Origin of the sequence: Tenacibaculum sp. 1B UA (assembly GCF_033978845.1) — a bacterium.
Classification (GTDB): domain Bacteria; phylum Bacteroidota; class Bacteroidia; order Flavobacteriales; family Flavobacteriaceae; genus Polaribacter.
On record NZ_JAKVUA010000002.1, the window covers coordinates 174488 to 193373 of the forward strand.

The 18886-nt window shown below is 31.2% G+C and carries 19 protein-coding genes; 5 read left to right on the plus strand and 14 right to left on the minus strand.

From position 1 onward, the window contains the following. The first annotated feature begins 39 nt into the window (after nucleotides 1-39). Both MK851_RS03825 and MK851_RS03830 read left to right on the plus strand, forming a co-directional pair. A complete protein-coding gene (locus MK851_RS03825; RefSeq protein WP_320241587.1) occupies nucleotides 40-762 on the plus strand; it encodes a YebC/PmpR family DNA-binding transcriptional regulator in 723 nt (240 codons plus the stop codon). A 91-nt stretch (nucleotides 763-853) separates the two neighbouring features. Continuing rightward, nucleotides 854-1456 (plus strand): zinc-ribbon domain-containing protein, encoded by a 603-nt coding sequence (locus MK851_RS03830; RefSeq protein WP_320241589.1) that lies wholly within the window; start codon nucleotides 854-856, stop codon nucleotides 1454-1456. A 32-nt stretch (nucleotides 1457-1488) separates the two neighbouring features. Here MK851_RS03830 and MK851_RS03835 read toward each other — a convergent pair whose 3' ends face one another. The 13 genes from MK851_RS03835 to MK851_RS03895 all read right to left on the minus strand — a co-directional run bounded on the left by MK851_RS03835 (nucleotide 1489) and on the right by MK851_RS03895 (nucleotide 14229). After that, entirely contained in the window at nucleotides 1489-3264 is a 1776-nt protein-coding gene (locus MK851_RS03835; RefSeq protein WP_320241591.1) for a vWA domain-containing protein, read from the minus strand. Nucleotides 3265-3363: 99 nt separating this feature from the next. Next, nucleotides 3364-4419 (minus strand): AMP-binding protein, encoded by a 1056-nt coding sequence (locus MK851_RS03840; protein WP_320241593.1) that lies wholly within the window; start codon nucleotides 4417-4419, stop codon nucleotides 3364-3366. 13 nt (nucleotides 4420-4432) lie between these two features. Further along, nucleotides 4433-5377, minus strand: a complete 945-nt coding sequence (locus MK851_RS03845) for a CPBP family intramembrane glutamic endopeptidase (RefSeq protein ID WP_320241595.1) — start codon at nucleotides 5375-5377, stop codon at nucleotides 4433-4435. Between the two features lie 2 nt (nucleotides 5378-5379). Continuing rightward, nucleotides 5380-6417, minus strand: coding sequence for an o-succinylbenzoate synthase (locus tag MK851_RS03850; protein ID WP_320241597.1), 1038 nt, complete (start codon nucleotides 6415-6417; stop codon nucleotides 5380-5382). Between the two features lie 11 nt (nucleotides 6418-6428). Continuing rightward, nucleotides 6429-6947: an SRPBCC family protein gene (locus MK851_RS03855; RefSeq protein ID WP_320241599.1), complete on the minus strand. Its 519-nt coding sequence runs from the start codon at nucleotides 6945-6947 to the stop codon at nucleotides 6429-6431. Nucleotides 6948-6973: 26 nt separating this feature from the next. Further along, nucleotides 6974-7651 carry a metal-dependent hydrolase gene (locus MK851_RS03860; protein ID WP_303509287.1) on the minus strand — a complete coding sequence of 226 codons (678 nt, stop codon included), beginning with the start codon at nucleotides 7649-7651 and terminating at the stop codon, nucleotides 6974-6976. A gap of 27 nt (nucleotides 7652-7678) precedes the next feature. Then, entirely contained in the window at nucleotides 7679-8599 is a 921-nt protein-coding gene (gene menA, locus MK851_RS03865; protein WP_320241692.1) for a 1,4-dihydroxy-2-naphthoate octaprenyltransferase, read from the minus strand. Between the two features lie 82 nt (nucleotides 8600-8681). Next, nucleotides 8682-9053 carry a hypothetical protein gene (locus MK851_RS03870; RefSeq protein WP_303509285.1) on the minus strand — a complete coding sequence of 124 codons (372 nt, stop codon included), beginning with the start codon at nucleotides 9051-9053 and terminating at the stop codon, nucleotides 8682-8684. Nucleotides 9054-9222: 169 nt separating this feature from the next. Beyond that, on the minus strand, nucleotides 9223-9669 hold the full coding sequence (locus tag MK851_RS03875; protein ID WP_320241603.1) for a hypothetical protein: 447 nt from the start codon (nucleotides 9667-9669) through the stop codon (nucleotides 9223-9225). A gap of 105 nt (nucleotides 9670-9774) precedes the next feature. Further along, on the minus strand, nucleotides 9775-10554 hold the full coding sequence (locus MK851_RS03880) for a (Fe-S)-binding protein (protein WP_320241606.1): 780 nt from the start codon (nucleotides 10552-10554) through the stop codon (nucleotides 9775-9777). A gap of 71 nt (nucleotides 10555-10625) precedes the next feature. Beyond that, nucleotides 10626-11945 carry a 4Fe-4S dicluster domain-containing protein gene (locus MK851_RS03885; RefSeq protein ID WP_320241609.1) on the minus strand — a complete coding sequence of 440 codons (1320 nt, stop codon included), beginning with the start codon at nucleotides 11943-11945 and terminating at the stop codon, nucleotides 10626-10628. Nucleotides 11946-12028: 83 nt separating this feature from the next. Next, entirely contained in the window at nucleotides 12029-12991 is a 963-nt protein-coding gene (locus tag MK851_RS03890; RefSeq protein ID WP_320241612.1) for an MlaD family protein, read from the minus strand. A 65-nt stretch (nucleotides 12992-13056) separates the two neighbouring features. Then, entirely contained in the window at nucleotides 13057-14229 is a 1173-nt protein-coding gene (locus tag MK851_RS03895) for an N-acetylmuramoyl-L-alanine amidase family protein (protein WP_303509277.1), read from the minus strand. A 94-nt stretch (nucleotides 14230-14323) separates the two neighbouring features. On the opposite strand from MK851_RS03895, the gene MK851_RS03900 reads away from it, so the two are divergent. From MK851_RS03900 to MK851_RS03910, 3 genes are all read left to right on the plus strand, one after another. Further along, nucleotides 14324-17026 carry a putative LPS assembly protein LptD gene (locus MK851_RS03900; protein WP_320241616.1) on the plus strand — a complete coding sequence of 901 codons (2703 nt, stop codon included), beginning with the start codon at nucleotides 14324-14326 and terminating at the stop codon, nucleotides 17024-17026. A gap of 63 nt (nucleotides 17027-17089) precedes the next feature. Next, nucleotides 17090-17470, plus strand: coding sequence for a RidA family protein (locus MK851_RS03905; RefSeq protein ID WP_320241618.1), 381 nt, complete (start codon nucleotides 17090-17092; stop codon nucleotides 17468-17470). Nucleotides 17471-17606: 136 nt separating this feature from the next. Continuing rightward, on the plus strand, nucleotides 17607-18362 hold the full coding sequence (locus tag MK851_RS03910) for a leucine-rich repeat domain-containing protein (protein WP_320241620.1): 756 nt from the start codon (nucleotides 17607-17609) through the stop codon (nucleotides 18360-18362). A gap of 138 nt (nucleotides 18363-18500) precedes the next feature. Here the strand turns inward: MK851_RS03910 and MK851_RS03915 are convergent, their stop codons facing one another. Continuing rightward, nucleotides 18501-18863: a methylglyoxal synthase gene (locus tag MK851_RS03915; RefSeq protein ID WP_303509273.1), complete on the minus strand. Its 363-nt coding sequence runs from the start codon at nucleotides 18861-18863 to the stop codon at nucleotides 18501-18503. Nucleotides 18864-18886: the final 23 nt, after the last annotated feature.

Below are 18886 nucleotides of genomic sequence, written 5' to 3' on the forward strand. Positions count from 1 at the left end.
TTAGTTACATTTGCCAAGCAAAATTAAAAAAGCATACACATGGGAAGAGCATTCGAATTTAGGAAAGCAAGAAAAATGAAACGTTGGTCAGCCATGGCTAAAACCTTTACTCGTATTGGTAAAGATATCGTTATGGCAGTTAAAGAAGGTGGGCCAAACCCTGAAACCAACTCTCGTTTGCGTGTAGTAATTCAAAATGCGAAAGCTGCCAACATGCCGAAAGACAATGTTGAACGTGCCATTAAAAAAGCATCTGATAAAAGTACTGAAAACTATAAAGAAGTATTGTTTGAAGGATATGCACCTCACGGAATTGCTGTTTTAGTAGAAACTGCTACTGACAATAATAATCGTACGGTAGCTAATGTGCGTGCTTCTTTTAATAAGTGTAATGGAAATTTAGGAACTTCTGGTTCAGTTGCTTTTATGTTTGACCACGTGGTAAACTTTAAAGTAAAAGAAGATTCATTAGGTATGGATTTAGAAGAGTTTGAAATGGAAATGATTGACTTTGAAGTTGAAGAGGTTTTTGCCGACGAAGAAGATAGTTCGGTTATGTTGTACGCTCCTTTTGAACAATTTGGTGCTATTCAAAAATATTTAGAAGAAAATAATATTGAAATTCTTTCTTCTGAATTTGAACGCATTCCAACCACTACTACAGCTATTTCTGATGAGCAAAAGGAAGAAGTAAACAAACTTTTAGAAAGATTGGAAGAAGATGATGATGTAAACAATGTTTACCATTCGATGGAAGAATAACAAACATCTTCTTATTCAAAACATATAAATCCAACGATAAAGATCGTTGGATTTTTTTTATATATTTATCTCAACCAAACTTCTCACTATTATGATTTTCTACGGAACAAAAGGAGCGCATTTACACAGCGAAAAAGTTAGCGGTGTAAAATGTAATCACTGCGAACAGCAAAACGCTCACACCATTAGTATTTTTGGCAAATATTTTTACATTTATTGGATACCTATTTTTCCTATAGGTAAAAAAGGAGTATCTGAATGTAATCATTGTAAAGCTACTTACGAACGCAAAAACATGAGCGAACAGTTAAAACTAGCTCACGACAACGTAAAACGAAATGCCATAACACCTTTTACTCATTGGATAGGTTCTTTATTAATGGGAGCCATAATTCTCTTTGGAATTTACTCAGCACAACAGCATGACAAAAATATTGTTACCTACATTAATACTCCTCAAGTTAACGATATTGTTGAATACAAATCATCCGACAAAGCCTACTCTACCGTGAAAGTAACAAACGTTACCTCCGATTCTATTTTCTTTGTAGCCAACTCTATGGAAATAAGCAGAAGAAGTAAACTTTATAAAATAGACAAAGAGAAAAATTATAACGCCGAACGATTCGGAATGAGTTTAACTGATTATAAAAAAGCTTTTGATGACAAAAAGTTTTTAGATGTTGACAGGTAAAAAACAGGGCATTTAGCCCTGTTTTTTTATTCTTAATTATACGTTTTCACTAATCTAAAGAACTCTGCTTTATACCCCCCCTTATCCTCTCCTATTTCTCCTTCTATCAAACTAAGTACATCTTCAATTTTTGAATTATTTTTAAATTTTGATTTACTTAATTGCATTCCAAATAAAGCTACCGCTGAAATAAAATTCATATCATTCGTTGGTGCCAATACTTCATTTTTTACAATTTTCACTAACTCTATGCTCTTAGTCCCTTTTGGTAATTTATACCTAAACTTCACGGTTAATAATTCATCGTTAAAACTATCTAATTGTTTATTTTGAGTATACTTTAATTTAGGTAGTTTTTTCAGAAATTTACTTTTTACTCCTACAGGAATTACCTCATACAATGCTGTTACTGTATGACCACTACCTAACTCTCCTGCATCTTTTGTATCGTCTACAAAGTCTTCATCATTTAATAATCTATTTTCATACCCTATTAAACGGTACGCTTGTACTTTCTTTGGATTGAATTCTACTTGAATTTTCACATCCTTTGCAATTGTATATAAAGTTCCTCCAAATTCTTTACCAAATACTTTTTGTGCTTCTTGCATCGTGTCAATATATGCATGGTTTCCATTTCCTTTGTCTGCTAAAATTTCTAATTTATCATCTTGATAGTTTCCATAACCAAAACCTAACACTGATAGAAAAACTCCTGATTTTCTTTTTTCTTCTATTAACTCTTCCATTTCAGTATTACTTGAAGCTCCTACATTAAAATCACCGTCTGTAGCTAAAATAACTCGGTTATTTCCATCTTTTATATAATTTTCCTTTGCTAGTTTGTAAGCTAACTCAATTCCTTCGCCTCCTGCTGTTGAACCTCCTGCTTCTAGTTGATTCAAAGCCTCTAATATTGTTTCTTTTTCATTTCCTGAGGTAGGTTTTAAAACTACCCCTGCTGCTCCTGCATATACAACAATTCCTACTTTATCTTTTTCTCTCAACTGATTTACCAATAACTTAAAAGCTGATTTTAGCAATGGCAACTTATTTTGACCTGACATAGATCCTGAAACATCTATTAAAAAAGTTAAGTTTGATGCTGGTAAATTTTCTTGTTTATACTCTTTTCCTTTTAACCCAATTCTTACCAGCTGAGTATCTTTATTCCATGGAGTCGTAACAACCTCTGTATTAATTGAAAAAGGATGTTTTCCTTTAGGTTGCGGGTAGTTATAATCAAAGTAATTAATCATTTCTTCTACCTTAACTGCTTCCTTTGGTATTTTTTGACCGCTATTAATCATTCTTCTTATATTACTGTAAGAAGCTTTATCAACATCAATAGAAAATGTAGACAAGGGAAAGTTTACAGGACTTTTAAAAATATTTTCATTTCTTGCTGCATAAGAGTCTTTATTTTCAACTTGATTATACCCTCTAATTCTAATAGCTTTTGAGACCGATGATTTTCTCCTTTTTGAAATACCGTAGGCTGCTACTACAACTTCTTCTAAAAGATTATCACTCTTCATTATTATATTAATTACAGAACTTTCTTTTATCTTTTCTTCTACAGTTTTCATCCCTACAAAAGAAAATACCAAAACATCACCTTGTGTAGCTGATATAGAGTATTTACCATCAAAATCAGTTTCAGTTCCATTGGTTGTTCCTTTTACCACAATAGTAACCCCTGGTAACGGACCTGATTCATCTGAAACTACACCTGTAATTGTTCTTTGTTGCGCTGCAAGTGCTATTGAACTCAACAATATCATTGCATAAAATAGTTTTTTAAACATAGCTTTTCGTTTTAAAGTTTACATAAAACTAGCTAACGCTATTTTTTTATAAAACCTTAAATGAGTAAACAAGCTTATTAGAAAAGTGAACGATACTTTTTAGTGAGGTAAAATTTTAGCGAGTGTTTTTTTACGTTGGATTTTTTTTGTTTCTGTCTCAACAAATTTTTCTACAAAATAAATTGCTTTCGGGATTTCATACTTGGTAAGCCCCAATAGATTTCTAACTTCGTCCGAAATGAGGTCATTTTTCTCTCCTTCTACTATCAAAACTAACTTCTCTCCTAGTTTTTGATCAGGAATACCAATAACAAAAAAACGATTCGGAATAACTTTCGATAGCTTCTCTTCTATTTTCTCTGGATGTAGTTTAACTCCTCCAGAATTAATCACGTTGTCATAACGCCCTAACCATTCAAATTCTGTTTTTGAAATCAAGTGAACTACGTCATTTGTTACAACTTTTTCTTCAGAAACTTTAGACGCGTCAATAATTAAACAATTTCGATTGTCTTGAGATAATTGTACGTTTGGTAATGTTTTATAATGAGATTTCTCACTATCATTCGAAATGACATTGTTTAACTTTTTAACGGCAATATGCGTAATTGTTTCTGTCATTCCGTAAGTAGCAAAAATTTCGGTTGATTTATCTTGAATGGCTTCAATTAAATCATTTGCTACAACTCCTCCACCTACAATAAGCTTCTTTATTTTATGTATACTAGCCAAAGAGCTTCTTAACTGTAAAGGTACCATCGCGGAAAAATCATACTCTTTTATAATTTCAACTTTAGAAGTTAGGGCGACCACATCAATACTCCACCCTAAAGTCAGTGCACGCACTAGCATCATCTTTCCTGCAATATAATCAGTTGATAAACACAATAAAGCTGTAGTATTTTCTTCTAAGTCAAAAAAAACTCCTGTAGCTTTTGCTGAGTTTATCATAAACTCTTTTTTTAACGAAATTGGTTTAGGTTTTCCCGTAGAACCTGATGTTTGCACTACTACAAAATCTTCCGTATTAAACCAATCTGATAAAAATTGATATACAGAATCGTTTATAGTCTTCGAAAAAGTCAATAATTCATCTTCATTAGAAAAAGACTTTCCGTTTAACTGAAAACTATTATGAAAGTTTAGATTGTCCACTTTGTTTGGAGTGCTATTTTGTTGTTATTACTGGTTTTTCTATGTTACCAAATAGTTTTTCTTTCCAGTTTCTCCAGCCATATTTTTTTGAAAACAGTAGCAACATTAAAGGATACAAAACAAATACAGGCAAAAACATTTCTATACCTACCGAAGGGTCTGAAGTGTCTACGAATAAAGCATCTGTTTGAAAAACAGTCCAATCGGTTGTTACTAAGAATGCTGCTACAATATTGTTAATAGCATGCAAACCTAATGCTAACTCTGTTCCTTCATCCATTAAGGTTGTAATTCCAAAGAAGAAACCTGTTCCTATATAAAATACCATTGAAATATATCCTAGCTTCTCTACTTCTGGATTTGCTCCATGTAGTAATCCAAAAGCTACTGAGGTTACTATTAATGGAACCCATTTGTTTTTAAACCAAGTTCCTAATCCTTGCATAAAATATCCTCTGAAAAGTAATTCTTCAAAACTTGTTTGAATCGGTAAAAACAAAAATGATACTGTTACTAAAGTGAAAAAAGGAAGAGCTTTAAAATTCCAAGTATAATTTTCTGGAGATAAAAGAATATCAGAAGACACTACTATTATAGATAGTATTCCCCATACAAAAAAACCAAACCAAAAACGACTCCAGTCTATTTTTGCTCTGCTTGTTATAACTGTTTTAATTGCCCTTTTATGAATGTATTTTACTCCTAAAAACAATGAAACTAATCCAAAAGCAAACATTGCAACCATCATAAATAAAAACAAGTTCTTATTTATTCCTAAACTCATAAAGCTATCATCCGCAGCTCTTAAAAACTCATTTGTACTTTCAGAATGTAAGACCGCTGTAACAGCTAAAGGAATTACACCTATAAATTGCCATCCAAATAAAACTATAAAAATAACTAGTAGGTATAAGTACCACTGATTTTGCCCTTTATATGCTTGTTGTATAAAATTCATTGTTAAATATTAAAGTTCCAATTTCTATCAACATTATATCCTAAACTGCCGTCTGAAACTTCTAACGGACTTTCAAAATTATTGGTAAACAAACTTCCTGTTCCTAACCCTTGTGGTAATGGATTGTTTAACGTGTACGTCCATTGTGCGATTGCATTTAACCCTATATTACTTTCTAAAGCACTAGTTATCCAATTACCTGCGTTATGGTTAGATGCTATTTGAATCCATTCGCTACTTCCTTTAAATCCTCCTACCAAACTAGGTTTTAAAATAATGTATTCTGGTTGAATTGTAGCAATACATTTTTCTTTTTCTTCGAAAGAAAATACTCCTATCAACTCTTCATCTAAGGCTATTGGTAATGGAGTTTTTTCACATAAACTTGCCATTTCCTGCCATTGTCCTTGCTTTATAGGTTGTTCAATAGAATGTAATTCAAATTCAGATAGCCTTTGTAATTTCTCTAAAGCGTTTTTAGGTAAAAATGCTCCATTGGCATCTACTCGTAACTCTATTTCTTTTACTGAAAATTCTTTTCGGATAGATTGTAATAATTCAATTTCTGTATTAAAATCTATCGCTCCAATTTTCATCTTTATAGTAGTAAAACCTTGTTGCAACTTATCTTTTATTTGCTGCTGCATAAAAGCTTTATCTCCCATCCAGATTAATCCGTTTATGGAAATTTGCTGTTTTCCTTTGGTGAAATCTGATGGAAATAATTCAAATGGTGTTTTACTTTCTAAGGATAAGAATGCTTGTTCTAATCCAAATTGTATCGAAGGGAACTCAATGAGTTCAATTAACAATTTTTCTAAACCAAAATTAATGTTGTTACACACCCACTGTAATTTCTCTTCATAATCAGGTCTATCATCAGCACTTAATCCGCGAAATAAACCACATTCTCCAAAGCCTTTCTTTCCTTCTTTTTCTAAAATTAAAAACCAGGTTTCTTTGGTTCTTAAAACTCCACGAGAAGTTCCGCTGGCTTGTTTAAAGTTCAGTAAGTATTTATGATAGGTAGCTTTTATCAATTGTAAATGTATTAATTGTGAGCTTCAGAGGCTTTTTTAAAATTCTCTAAATATTGTTGACTTATTTTTATTAGTGCTCCTTTAAAATATGGAAACAAACAACTCATTACATACGATTCACTAGTGCAAGTAGATGTTTGTAGTATTTTAGTTGTGTCTCCTTGTGGAGTAAATACATAATCATCTGTTTTTAACATGTTTTCTGCATCAAAATGAAATGTAATTTGTTCGTTTTTTTTATATTCCAATATTTTCTCAGTCATGGTGACTAATTTACCTTGGTTTTCAACTACTATTTTATAGGTGCTTCCTATTTTATTAGGTTTTTCTTCTATAGTTTCTATCGATTTTACTTCCGGCATCCATTGTTGCATCAATTCAACGTTTTGAAAATCAGCAAAAACTTTGTCTATTGGTTTATTAACTTCTACCTCTGTGGTATATACCACTTCTTGCACCACTAATCCTGTTAAAAAAAACGCAAGAATTAAAACGGTTATGATTCCTAAAATTATCTTGATTGCTTTCATATATAATACCTAAATAAAAGGTTTACTTAAATAGTTATTGTTTGTCCAATTTCTAAAATCATCAATTCTTTTTTAGCTTGATTGAATTTTTCTTTGGCTTCATCTATATTAATTTCTATTGGAGGAAAGGTATTAAAATGACATCCTATTACCTTATCACAAATTACTAGGTCACTAGCTATAATAGCGTCATCAACTCCCATTGTAAAATTATCTCCTATTGGAAATATAGAGGCTGTTAAATTGGTTGACATCGGTATTAATTGCATATCCATTGTTACCGCTGTATCTCCTGATATGTATAATGATTTTTCTCCTGCGGTAATTACGAATCCTCCGGGTTGACCTCCATAGCTTCCATCAGCAAACGAAGAAGTATGAATTGCGTTTACATATTTGGCTGAAAAGGTATCATTAGTATAAGTACCTCCATGATTTACTGGGTGTCCTTTAAGTTTTTTTACTTCATAATATGTTACAATCTCATAATTTGAAACGATTATAGCGTCTGTTCTTTCTGCAATACGTTCTACATCTAACACATGGTCTTGATGCGCATGTGTAAGTAAAATATAATCTGCTTTTACTTGATCTACATCTATATTTGAAGCTAGAGGGTTTCCTGTAATAAAAGGGTCAATTAATACGTGCGTTCCGTTAATTTCAATACCAAAACATGCATGACCGTAAAAAGTGATTTTCATAAATTGTTTTTTTGGGGGTTAATAAAATTACAATATTTGACCTAATCCAAATAAAATTGAGAATAAAAAGGTGCTTAGTGCTACTTTTTTAAGTTCAGCATCTAACAATACTTCTTCTTTGTTTTTATATACAAAAACTACGTGTTTTACTAAAGGGATATAGGCTATGACAAACAAGAATTGATAAGGTGATTGAAACTTAATTACCGTATACAATAGTGCAACTATAAAAGACACTACAATTAGAAAGTAATGATACAGTTTTGCAGACTCTACTCCCATTTTTACAACTAGTGTGTTTTTTCCTGATTTAGCATCGTTTTCTCTATCTCGCATATTGTTTAAATTTAATACAGCAGTACTTAATAGTCCAACTGTGATTGCTGGTAAGAAAACAATAAAATTTAGTTGTTTAGTGTATAAAAAGTAGGTTCCAACTACTGCTAACAAACCAAAGAAAATAAAAACGAAAATGTCTCCAAATCCGCTATAACCATAAGCTGATTTTCCTACGGTATATTTTATAGCAGCAACAATTGAAGCTATTCCTAGTCCAAAGAAAATTACGGAGTATAAAAAGTTATCTTTTCCAAAGGATACGTAAATCAATAACAGTGCAACAACTAATGTAATGATTCCAGTTACTAACATCGCATTTTTCATTTGCCTTGGGGTAATAACTCCAGACGAAACCATGCGTGCTTCTCCATCTCTATTATCGTCAGTTCCTTTTATACCGTCTCCATAATCATTCGCAAAATTAGATAATACCTGAAAACCGATTGTTGTGAGTATTGCTAACCAAAAAATCGGAGATTCTAATAAGCTTATCGTACTGTCTGCATACAATACGCTATTAAACCCTAAAAATGCTCCAACAATAATGCCTGATACGGACAACGGTAAGGTGCGTAAACGTGCTGCTTTTATATAGTTTTTCATTGAAATAATATGATTTTCAAAGATAAGTTTTTTAGACATAAAAAAAGGAAAGCTCAGCTTTCCTTTTTTCTTAAAGTATATGAGTAGTTTACTTATTTACTACAGCATTAAAACCTACTTTTGTTCCAGGTTTATCTATAAAATATTCTCTTTTGTCCACCAAAATGTTATCTCTAAGGATTTCCATTGTTATTGTATAAACACTAAAATTATCTGTAGCTTTATCTTCGTATTCAAAAGCTACGTTTGCAGCAAAGTTGATTTCATCTGTATAAGATTTCTTGTAAGGAAAAACATTAGTTGTTCTAGTGTTATCATACTTAAAGAAACCTGATTCTAGAAAAACAGTTTTAATCTTTCCATTGTTGTTATTACTTGTAATATTAAACATTATTGTTGAAACCGCTCTATTTCCGTCAAGAGAAAAATCGGCATCCTCACATGATGTTAATAAAACCAAACATAAAAAGGCATCTCATTCTTTTATTTTTTTGAATTATTTTTCACAAACTTACTACAAAGAAAAAAGTGTACTACTCTCGTAATACACTTTTAAGAACACTTTATATTTATAGGTATCAAATCTGTTTTTTCTAAGAAAAATTTAGAGATAGAATTAAAGGAAAGTATTAGTCTTCAAAGTATTCTTTAAAATCAAATGAAATACTTGCTGTATCATCTGGTTTAGCTATTGCTTTAGTAGTCTCTACTTTTAACTCCCCCTCTACAAACATTTTTAAGGTAACATCATATGCTACAAAAGATTCATATTCTGCTATTGATTCTGAAACTGTTCTATCTTGATAAGAAAAAGTAGCCTTTGTATAATAGCTCACCTCCTGATTTATAGTTTTATCATAAGGTAAATTAGCATTTCCTTCACTTTTACTATAAAAACTTATTTCTCCAATAGAACCATCATTTATTTCTTTTATTAAAATGGAGTTGTGTTGTTCTTCAGTTGCTACTACAAACCTTACATCGAGATTTAATGGTTCTTTTTCCCAAGGTTCTATGTTTTTTGTACAAGAGTTTAATACTAAAGTTGCCACAACTAAATAAAGTAGTTTTTTCATCATAATTATTTTTTGAGTTAGACTTTATCTTTTTCAATTTTTATGCCAAAAAAAGCGTGTTACAAAATGTAACACGCTTTTTTACCACTAAATATTTTATTTAACTTATAGGTTATTAGCTTCCGCAATTAACTCGGCAATATCTTTTACTTGTATTTGCGATTCTTTTTCTTTGAATTTTACACCATCAGTCATCATTGTATTACAGTAAGGACATCCAGTAGCTATAATTTGTGGGTTTGTTTCTAAGGCATCTTCTGTTCTTAACACATTAATATCTTTATCTCCTTTTTCAGGTTCTTTAAACATTTGTGCTCCTCCTGCTCCACAACATAATGCCGTTGATTTATGACGTTTCATTTCCGTCATTTTCGCCCCTAAACGACGAATTAATTCACGTGGACTTTCGTACACATCATTTGCACGTCCTAAATAACATGGATCGTGATATGTTAAACGCTTACCGTTTAAATTTTCGTCTTCAATGGTTAAACGTCCTTCTTTGATTAATTTGCTTATATATTGTGTATGATGATACACTTTATACTTCCCTCCTAATCCAGGGTATTCATTTTTTAATGTATTGAATGAATGCGGATCACACGTAACAATTGTTTTTACTTCGTAAGCATTTAAAACTTCTATATTAGTAACAGCCTGCATTTGGAATAAAAACTCATTTCCTGCACGTTTTGCTGCATCTCCTGTTGAGCTTTCTTCTGTACCTAATACTGCAAAATCAACTCCTGCTTGTTGTAATATTTTTACGAAGGCTCTTGTTATTTTTTTTACTCTATCATCGTAACTTCCTGCAGCTCCTACCCAAAACAACACTTCTGGTTGTTTTCCTTGAGCCATCATTTCTGCCATTGTTGGTACTACCATAAATTGTGATTTTTTGAATTATAACTTACGATTTATTACTTATTCGTAGTTCATAATTAGTCATTAAAAAATTATTCTTCGTCTTTCCAGTTTAATCTATCCATTTGACTGTACTGCCATGGCGCTCCGTTATTTTCAATATTGGTCATCATCATATTTAACTCTTGCGGAGCTGCTGATTCTTCCATTACTAAATAACGACGCATATCCATAATAATGGATAATGGATCGATACCGATAGGACATTCTTGTACACAAGCATTACAACTTGTACATGCCCATAATTCTTCTGGAGTAATATAATCGTTTAACAACTGCTTACCGTCATCTTTAAACTCTCCTCCATTGGCATCAATATTTTTTCCTACTTCTTCTAAACGATCACGTGTTTTCATCATGATAGCACGTGGAGACAATTCTTTTCCTGTTAAGTTTGCAGGACAAGATGATGTACAACGCCCACACTCAGTACACGTATAAGCATTCATCAACTGTACCCAATTTAAATCGGTTACATCCGATGCTCCAAATTTCTCTGGTTCTCCTTCGTCCTCTCCTTCTTCAGGCATTGCATACGGGTCAGCATCAGGATCCATCATCATTTTTACTTCTTTTGTTACTGCTTCAAGGTTGTTAAACTGTCCTTTTGGTTTTAAGCTTGCAAAAAACGTATTTGGAAAAGCTAACAAGATATGCAAGTGCTTAGAATAGTATAGATAATTTAAGAAAATTAAAATTCCTACAATATGTAACCACCAAGCTGTTTTTTCGATAGTATGTAATGCTTCTGGCGAATATCCGTCGAACCAAGGAGCTATAAACTGTGATACTACATTTCCTACTCCTACTTCTTGAAAAGGAATATCTGTTGCATTCATTACTAAAAATAAGGTCATTAACACCATTTCGAAGTATAAAATGATATTACCATCATTTTTAGGCCAGCCCTCCATTTCTTTATTCCAAAAACGTTTTACTTTTTCAATATTTCTACGGAACCAAAAAATTGTTACTGCCACAAACACCAACAACGCTAACACTTCAAAATTACCAATTAGGAATCCGTATAAAGCATTTCCTATAATTGGTTGAAAAACGCGGTGTGTACCAAATAGTCCATCAATAACAATTTCTAACATTTCGATATTGATTAAGATAAACCCAACATACACAACAATATGTAAAATACCTGAAACTGGACGGCGTACCATTTTATATTGCCCTAAAGCTATTTTTGTCATATTTTTCCATCGCTCAGGTTTTCTGTCTGTTCTATCTACGTCTTTTCCTAATTTGATGTTTCGTATTAGCTTACGAACATTCATTACAAAATACCCTATACCTGCAATTAAAATAATTGCAAAAAAGAGGTTTGGCAAGTAATTCTCCATTGTCTTTAATTATTTTTACTCTGTTATACCTATTACTTCTTCAGTTTTTAAGAGATTATAGAATATTTTAGTTGTTGTTTTGTTTAGTTGTTGCTGTTACTTTTATTATTTTCCTCGTTGTATGGTTTTGGTTTTTTACCGAATAACGAAAAATGTACAAATCGTTTTGGGTTCAACTTCATTTCTCTTAACAGTTCTTCTAATTCTTTAGATGCATTTGTTAAATTAGTGTACATCTTTTCATCAGTCATTAACTTTCCTAAAGTTCCTTTTCCTGATTTCATATTCGCTAGTAGACCATTAACATTTACCAAAGTTGCTTCGAGTTTCTTAACCGACTCTCCTAAATTAGTTGTTGCTAAATCTTCAGATACTTTTGAAAAATTATCTGTAATTTTTTTTGTGTTTGCAAAGGTCGCATTTAAATTCTCTTTATTATCGGCCAACAATGTATTTACTGAAGTTAATGTCTTACGCACATCATATATAGTACCTTCTAACCCTAAAATACTTCTATTTAAACTTTTACGAGATTTTTCATCTAATACTTGATTAAAGCCTAATAATAAAGAGTCTGCTCCAACCAGAACATTCTCTAGTTTTGCCTGAATAGGATTTAATTTTTCGCCTACTGATGAAAATATATCTGATTCAACTTCTCCTTTTAAAAAGTCTCCTGATTTGGCTATTTCTCCGTCATATTTAGGAACAATTGCTAAACTTTGACCTCCCATTAAACTTGCTGAATAAATTTTAGCAATACTGTTTTTGGAAAAATTAAAGTCAGTATCTAATGAAATCTTTACAATTAAGTTCCCCTTTTTATCTGGTTTTCCATTAAAGCGAATTTCATCTACCTTACCAACCTTTAATCCATTAATAGTTACCGAACTTGCCTCGTTAAGACCATTAATATTGTTGTACTCTACAAAAAAGTGTCTTGCATTAGCACTGAACAAATCTTGTCCTTTTAAGAAGTTATACCCCCAAATAAACAGTGCAATAATAACTACAGCAACAATTCCTGTTTTTAGTTCTTTAGACATAAAATATATTTATACGAGCGAAAATAATAATAATTTTGCGAGTATAAATATAGAATACCTCTAAATTAACGGTTTTTCAATGCTTCTTTAATTGAAATTCTTTTTCCATTTTTAAAAGCTACCACCCAAGCATCTTTATATCCTTTGCTTCTTACTTTTGGTAAAACCTTTTTTATTCCTACTAAACTTGATGAGTTTCCATAGTAATATTTATAGTAATTATCTATAAATAAAGACTCAACATTTTCTAACCCTTTGAAACTGTTTATTGAAAGTTTTTTTCTTGATGCAGCTATTTGTACTCTAAACACAACACCTGTCGACACTAATGTTGGTGATATATTTTCTTTTTTGACAATTTGCTTAAGTTTCTCTTTTTTTATAACTGGGGTAGAAACTTCCTCTTCCACTAACGGTGCATTAACTGTTAAGGTTTCGCTAATCGTATTTAACTTTAATCGTTCAAAGTACTTTCTTATTGCTTGAGCTATTGACTTTGCCATTCTAATTTGCCCTTTTCTAGAATTTAGAAATTTACCTTCATTTTTATTAGTCAAAAAACCTAACTCTATTAAAACACTAGGCATAACTGTTTCTCTTAATACTAAAAAATTTGCTTGTTTTACCTTTCTATTATTTCTTTTAATTGCTACAAAATTATTTTGAACTAAACCTGCAATACCTAAACTATTTTCTAAGTTTTCTTCTTGAAGTACTGACAAACCAATTACTGATTCTGGTGAGTTCGGGTCATAATCATAATTTTGCTTATAATTATCCTCTAATAAAATTACAGAGTTCTCTTTTTTAGCAATCTCTAGGTTTTCTTTATTTCCACTTAATCCTAAAACAAAAGTACTTGCTCCATGCGGATCTGATCTCCTAAAAGCATCACAATGTATAGACACAAATAAATCCGCTTTTTTATCATTCGCTATTTTAGCTCGGTTGTGCAACTCTACAAAAACATCTTTTTTACGGGTATAAACTACTTGTATATCTTTTGAAGTTAACAACTCCTTACCTACATCTAATGCTACTTTTAAGGCTATGTTTTTTTCTCTAAAACCATTCCCTAAATTTCCTGGATCTTTTCCTCCATGACCAGCATCTAGAACAACAGTATATTTTTTTTGAGCCGAAACCGATAATATACCCCCATACAAAACAGTAAAAAAGGTTAGAATGATTAAGCTTGTTTTTGAGATATTATATTTACGGAAATTTAAGAATTGCATCAATAAAATTTAACTATTTTTGGTTTTTAAAATATAGGCATTCAAATAGCACGCCAAAGTTTTTAAATATAACACAAAAATAGTATTAATAATATTGCGAGCAAATCCAACTTACATACTTTTAGCTTTCTATCTTTTTTGTTTTCAATTAAGTACTGCACAAGAATTTGGCAAGAAAGGTATTACTCCTCAAAAAACTAGTAAAGACTCCCTATTTACTAGCTCTAAAGACACTTTAATAGGTTTAAAAAGCAATGCTCTTATTAACAAAAAAAGAGATACTGTTGTTAACGATTCTATTAAACCAAAAGAAGTAATTGACGGTATTATTACTCATGATGCTGAAGATTATACCATACAAAACGCCAAAGAAAAAACAATTACCTTATATAATAAAGCCCAAGTAACATATACTGACATTGACTTAAAAGCTGGAATTATTATTCTGGATTATAAAAACAATATGGTATATGCTAAAGGTATAAAAGATAGCACAGGGTATCATCAAAGACCTCAATTTAAGCAAGGAGGACAAGAATCTGAACAAGACTCTATTCTTTTTAACTTTAAAACTAAAAAAGCTTTAGTTTATGGTGTTAAAACAAATCAAGCAGGAATTATTACTTATGGAGAAAAAACAAAACGGGTAAATGACTCTACTATTTATATGCGTCGATTACGTTTTACTACTTCAAAAAAGAAAATTCCAGATTATTATATTCAAACAAATAAAGCAAAACTAGTTCCTGGTAAAAAGATTATTGTTGGTGGTAGCAATTTAGTATTGGCAGACGTTCCTACTCCTGTATATTTACCGTTTGCATATTTTCCTTTAACAGATAAAAGAACTTCAGGGTTTATTATTCCTTCTTGGGGGGAAAGTAATAACCAAGGTTTTTTTATGCAAAATGGAGGATACTATTTTGCTTTAAGTGACTACTTTGATTTAACTGTATTAGGAGACTTATATACCAATGGTAGTTGGGGATTAAATGCTTCCTCTAACTATTATGTTCGTTATAAATTTAGCGGAAGCTTTAGTGTTCGTTTTGAAAATATTATTAGAGGTATACGTGGTTTAAGCGATTATCAAAAGTCCACCAATTTCAACCTTAGATGGAGCCATAGTCAAGATTCTAAGGCGAGTCCAAACTCTCGTTTTTCTGCTTCTGTTAACTTAGGTAGTAGCAAGTATTATCGTCAATCTTTAAACGAGTTTAATAGTTCTCAGTTCTTAAACAACACATTGAGCTCGTCTGTTTCATACTATAAAAATTTTGTAGGTACTCCTTTTAATGTTAGCGTAACTGCTACTCATTCGCAAAATACCAATACAGAATCCATTACTATGACGCTTCCATCATTACAACTTAATATGGATCGTATTTATCCTTTTGCTGGGAAAGATGGAATTAAAAAGAATCCTATTCAAAAAATGGGACTGAATTATAGTATGCAAGGTCAATATCAAATTAATACCACAGATGACGAGTTTTTCACTGCTAAAATGTTTCAAACAGCAAAAAAAGGTATACAACATAATTTAAGTACAAACACAAGTATAAAAGCTTTTAAATATTTTACATTATCACCTAGTGTAAATTATAAGGATGTTTGGTACTTTGATCAAATTAAAAAGCGATACGATCCTACTGCTGTAAACAAAGATGGTAATTTAGGAGCTGCAGTTAATGATACTATTAGTGGATTTACTCGTTATAATGAATATAATTTTGGAGTTTCTTTATCTACAAATATCTATGGTACATTTAACTTTAAAAAAGGTCGTTTAAAAGCAATTCGTCATACAATTAGACCCTCTATTTCTTACGGATATCGTCCTAATTTTGCTGATGATTATGATTTAACAATTCGCCAAAGTTCCGATCCGAATGATCTATTAACCTACTCTCCTTTTGAAGGTGGAATTTACGGAACACCAGGAAGTGGAGTTTCAAATTCTATCGGTATTTCCGTAAACAATGTTTTAGAGGCTAAAGTAGCACCGAAAGATCCTGACAGTGATGAAGAAGACAAAAAAATCACCATTCTTAACAATTTAAACTTTAGCACAAGTTATAACATAGCTGCTGATAGTTTACGCTGGTCTCCTGTGAGAGCAAATGCTGGTACACGTCTTTTTAAAGACAAGCTAGCTTTAAACATGAATGCTACTTTTGATCCGTATCAAGTGAACAGCAAAGGACAAAGAATAAATAAGTTTAACGGTAGTCTTCTTAGAATGACTAATTTGGGGGTAACAGCTAATTATTCCATTTCTAGTAAAGATTTTGAAAAGAATAAAGATGGTGAAGATGACGCTGACAACAAAAATGGAAATGGCGCACAGGATACACCAGATGTTTTTGGAGAAGGTATAGGCTCTACTAATGGGTTTCCTAACAACACCAATAACAAAAATAAAGAAGGCGAAACAAAAGAAACAGAACTCTACAAAGCCAAAATACCTTGGACTCTTAATTTAGCTTACTCTATGAGTTACACTAATAACGGATTAACAAGCCAAATAGGTAATAATACGTTAATGTTTAGTGGTGATGTAGAACTCTCCCCTAAATGGAAAGTTGGTTTTTCTTCTGGTTATGATGTTAAAGACAATGCTTTTACTTATACTAGATTAAATTTTTCAAGAGATTTAGATAGTTGGCGATTTAATTTTAACTGGACTCCTTTTGGTGTTAACTCTTCTTATAATTTCTTTATTGGGGTAAAGTCTTCAGTATTGAGCGATTTAAAATGGGATAAAAACAAACCACCAGATAGAGTATTATTCTAGGAATTAGAAAAATCTAACTTCCCCTTTTTAACAAAACAAACAACTTTATAAACTCAAACAAAAATGAAAAAAATAATCACAACAGATAAAGCTCCTGCCCCAATTGGTCCATATAATCAAGCGGTACTTAGTGGGAATACTTTATACACTTCTGGACAAATAGCAATTAACCCTGAAACTGGTGAATTAGTTTTAGATTCTATTGAAGCTGAAACTAGACAAGTAATGCAAAACATGAAAGAAGTATTAACTGCCGCTGAAATGACTTTTGAAAACGTGATTAAAACTTCTATTTTTATTTCAGACATGCATAACTTTTCAAAAATTAATGCTGTTTATGCTAAATATTTTGATGAAGCTACTGCTCCTGCTCGTGAAACTGTAGAAGTTGCTAACTTACCGAAGTTTGTAAATGTAGAAATTAGTATGATTGCTGTCAAGTAAACCTATAAATTTAGTTTGATGCTTAACCTTTAAAAAGCTAACTTCGCTATCAGTGCATATAAGCCATTAAAACGAACTCATATCCTTAAACACGATAGCAAATATTTAAATGAGCGTAGTAAATCTAAATTCAAAAATGAAAAAAATTACATTCCTTGTATTATTAATAATTTGCAATAACATTAATTCGCAAAGTAAGAGTAGATATAATTCATTTGATAAAGCTTTAATTGAACCAGACAGTGTTAAAATTTTATCATTAACAAATTCTAAAACAACTACTATTTCTGAAGAAATCTATAAATTAAAAAATCTTGAGAAGCTAATACTATCTTGGAGTAATAACTTGAATGAATTACCTTCTTCCATGGGTGATTTAAACAAGCTAAAATATTTGAGTTTTCACGCTACTGGAATAAAAAAACTTCCTAATTCTTTTGAAAAACTTAAAAACCTGGAGTACTTAGAAATGTCATCTAATAGATTAGATACTTTACCTTTTGTTATAACTAAACTTATAAATCTGAAAGAAATAGAATTTTCTCAAAACAAACTCAGAGAACTTCCTAAAGAAATAGAAGAATTAAAAAAAATAGAAAAAATATATTTGACCGACAATTTATTAACCAAACTTCCAACATCTATTGGTAATCTAAAGTCGGTTAAATTAATTTACTTAATAAACAACTATTTAACTGAACTCCCTGAAGAAATTACACAATTGAAAAATTTAGAAGAATTAGCCTTAATGGGAAACAAACTCACCTTCTTACCAAAAAACATCGGTAATTTAAAAAAATTAAAAGATTTAGATTTAAGATTTAATAAATTTAGTGAAGAGGAAAAGACAAGAATAAGGAAAAGTTTACCCAATACTACAATTAGATTTTAAATAAAAATATTTATTAAGATTGATTATAATAATTCAATCATAATTTTATTATCTTTTGATTAGGACAAAAAGAATTCTTCGGATTTTTTCGTAATGAAATCATAATCGAGTCTGGTTACAAAACAATTTTATAATCTTTTATATCGCTTTAATTAACAGTTCTGCTGTTGCAGGATTCGTTGCTAACGGAACATCATGTACATCGCATAAACGCATTAACATAGAAATATCTGGTTCGTGCGGATGCTTTGCTAACGGATCTCTAAAAAACAATACCATTTGACATTTCCCTTCTGCTACTCTACCAGCAATTTGTGCATCACCACCAATAGGCCCCGATAAATATTTTGTCACTTCAAAACCTGCTTTTTCTGCTTTCTCCCCTGTTGTTCCTGTTGAAATTAACTGGATGCTTTTTTGACGTAAAACTTCTTTATGTTCATTTAAAAACTGAACCATTTCAGCTTTCATTCCATCATGTGCTATAATTGCTATTTCCATAAAATAGTGTTTAAAAAAAATCC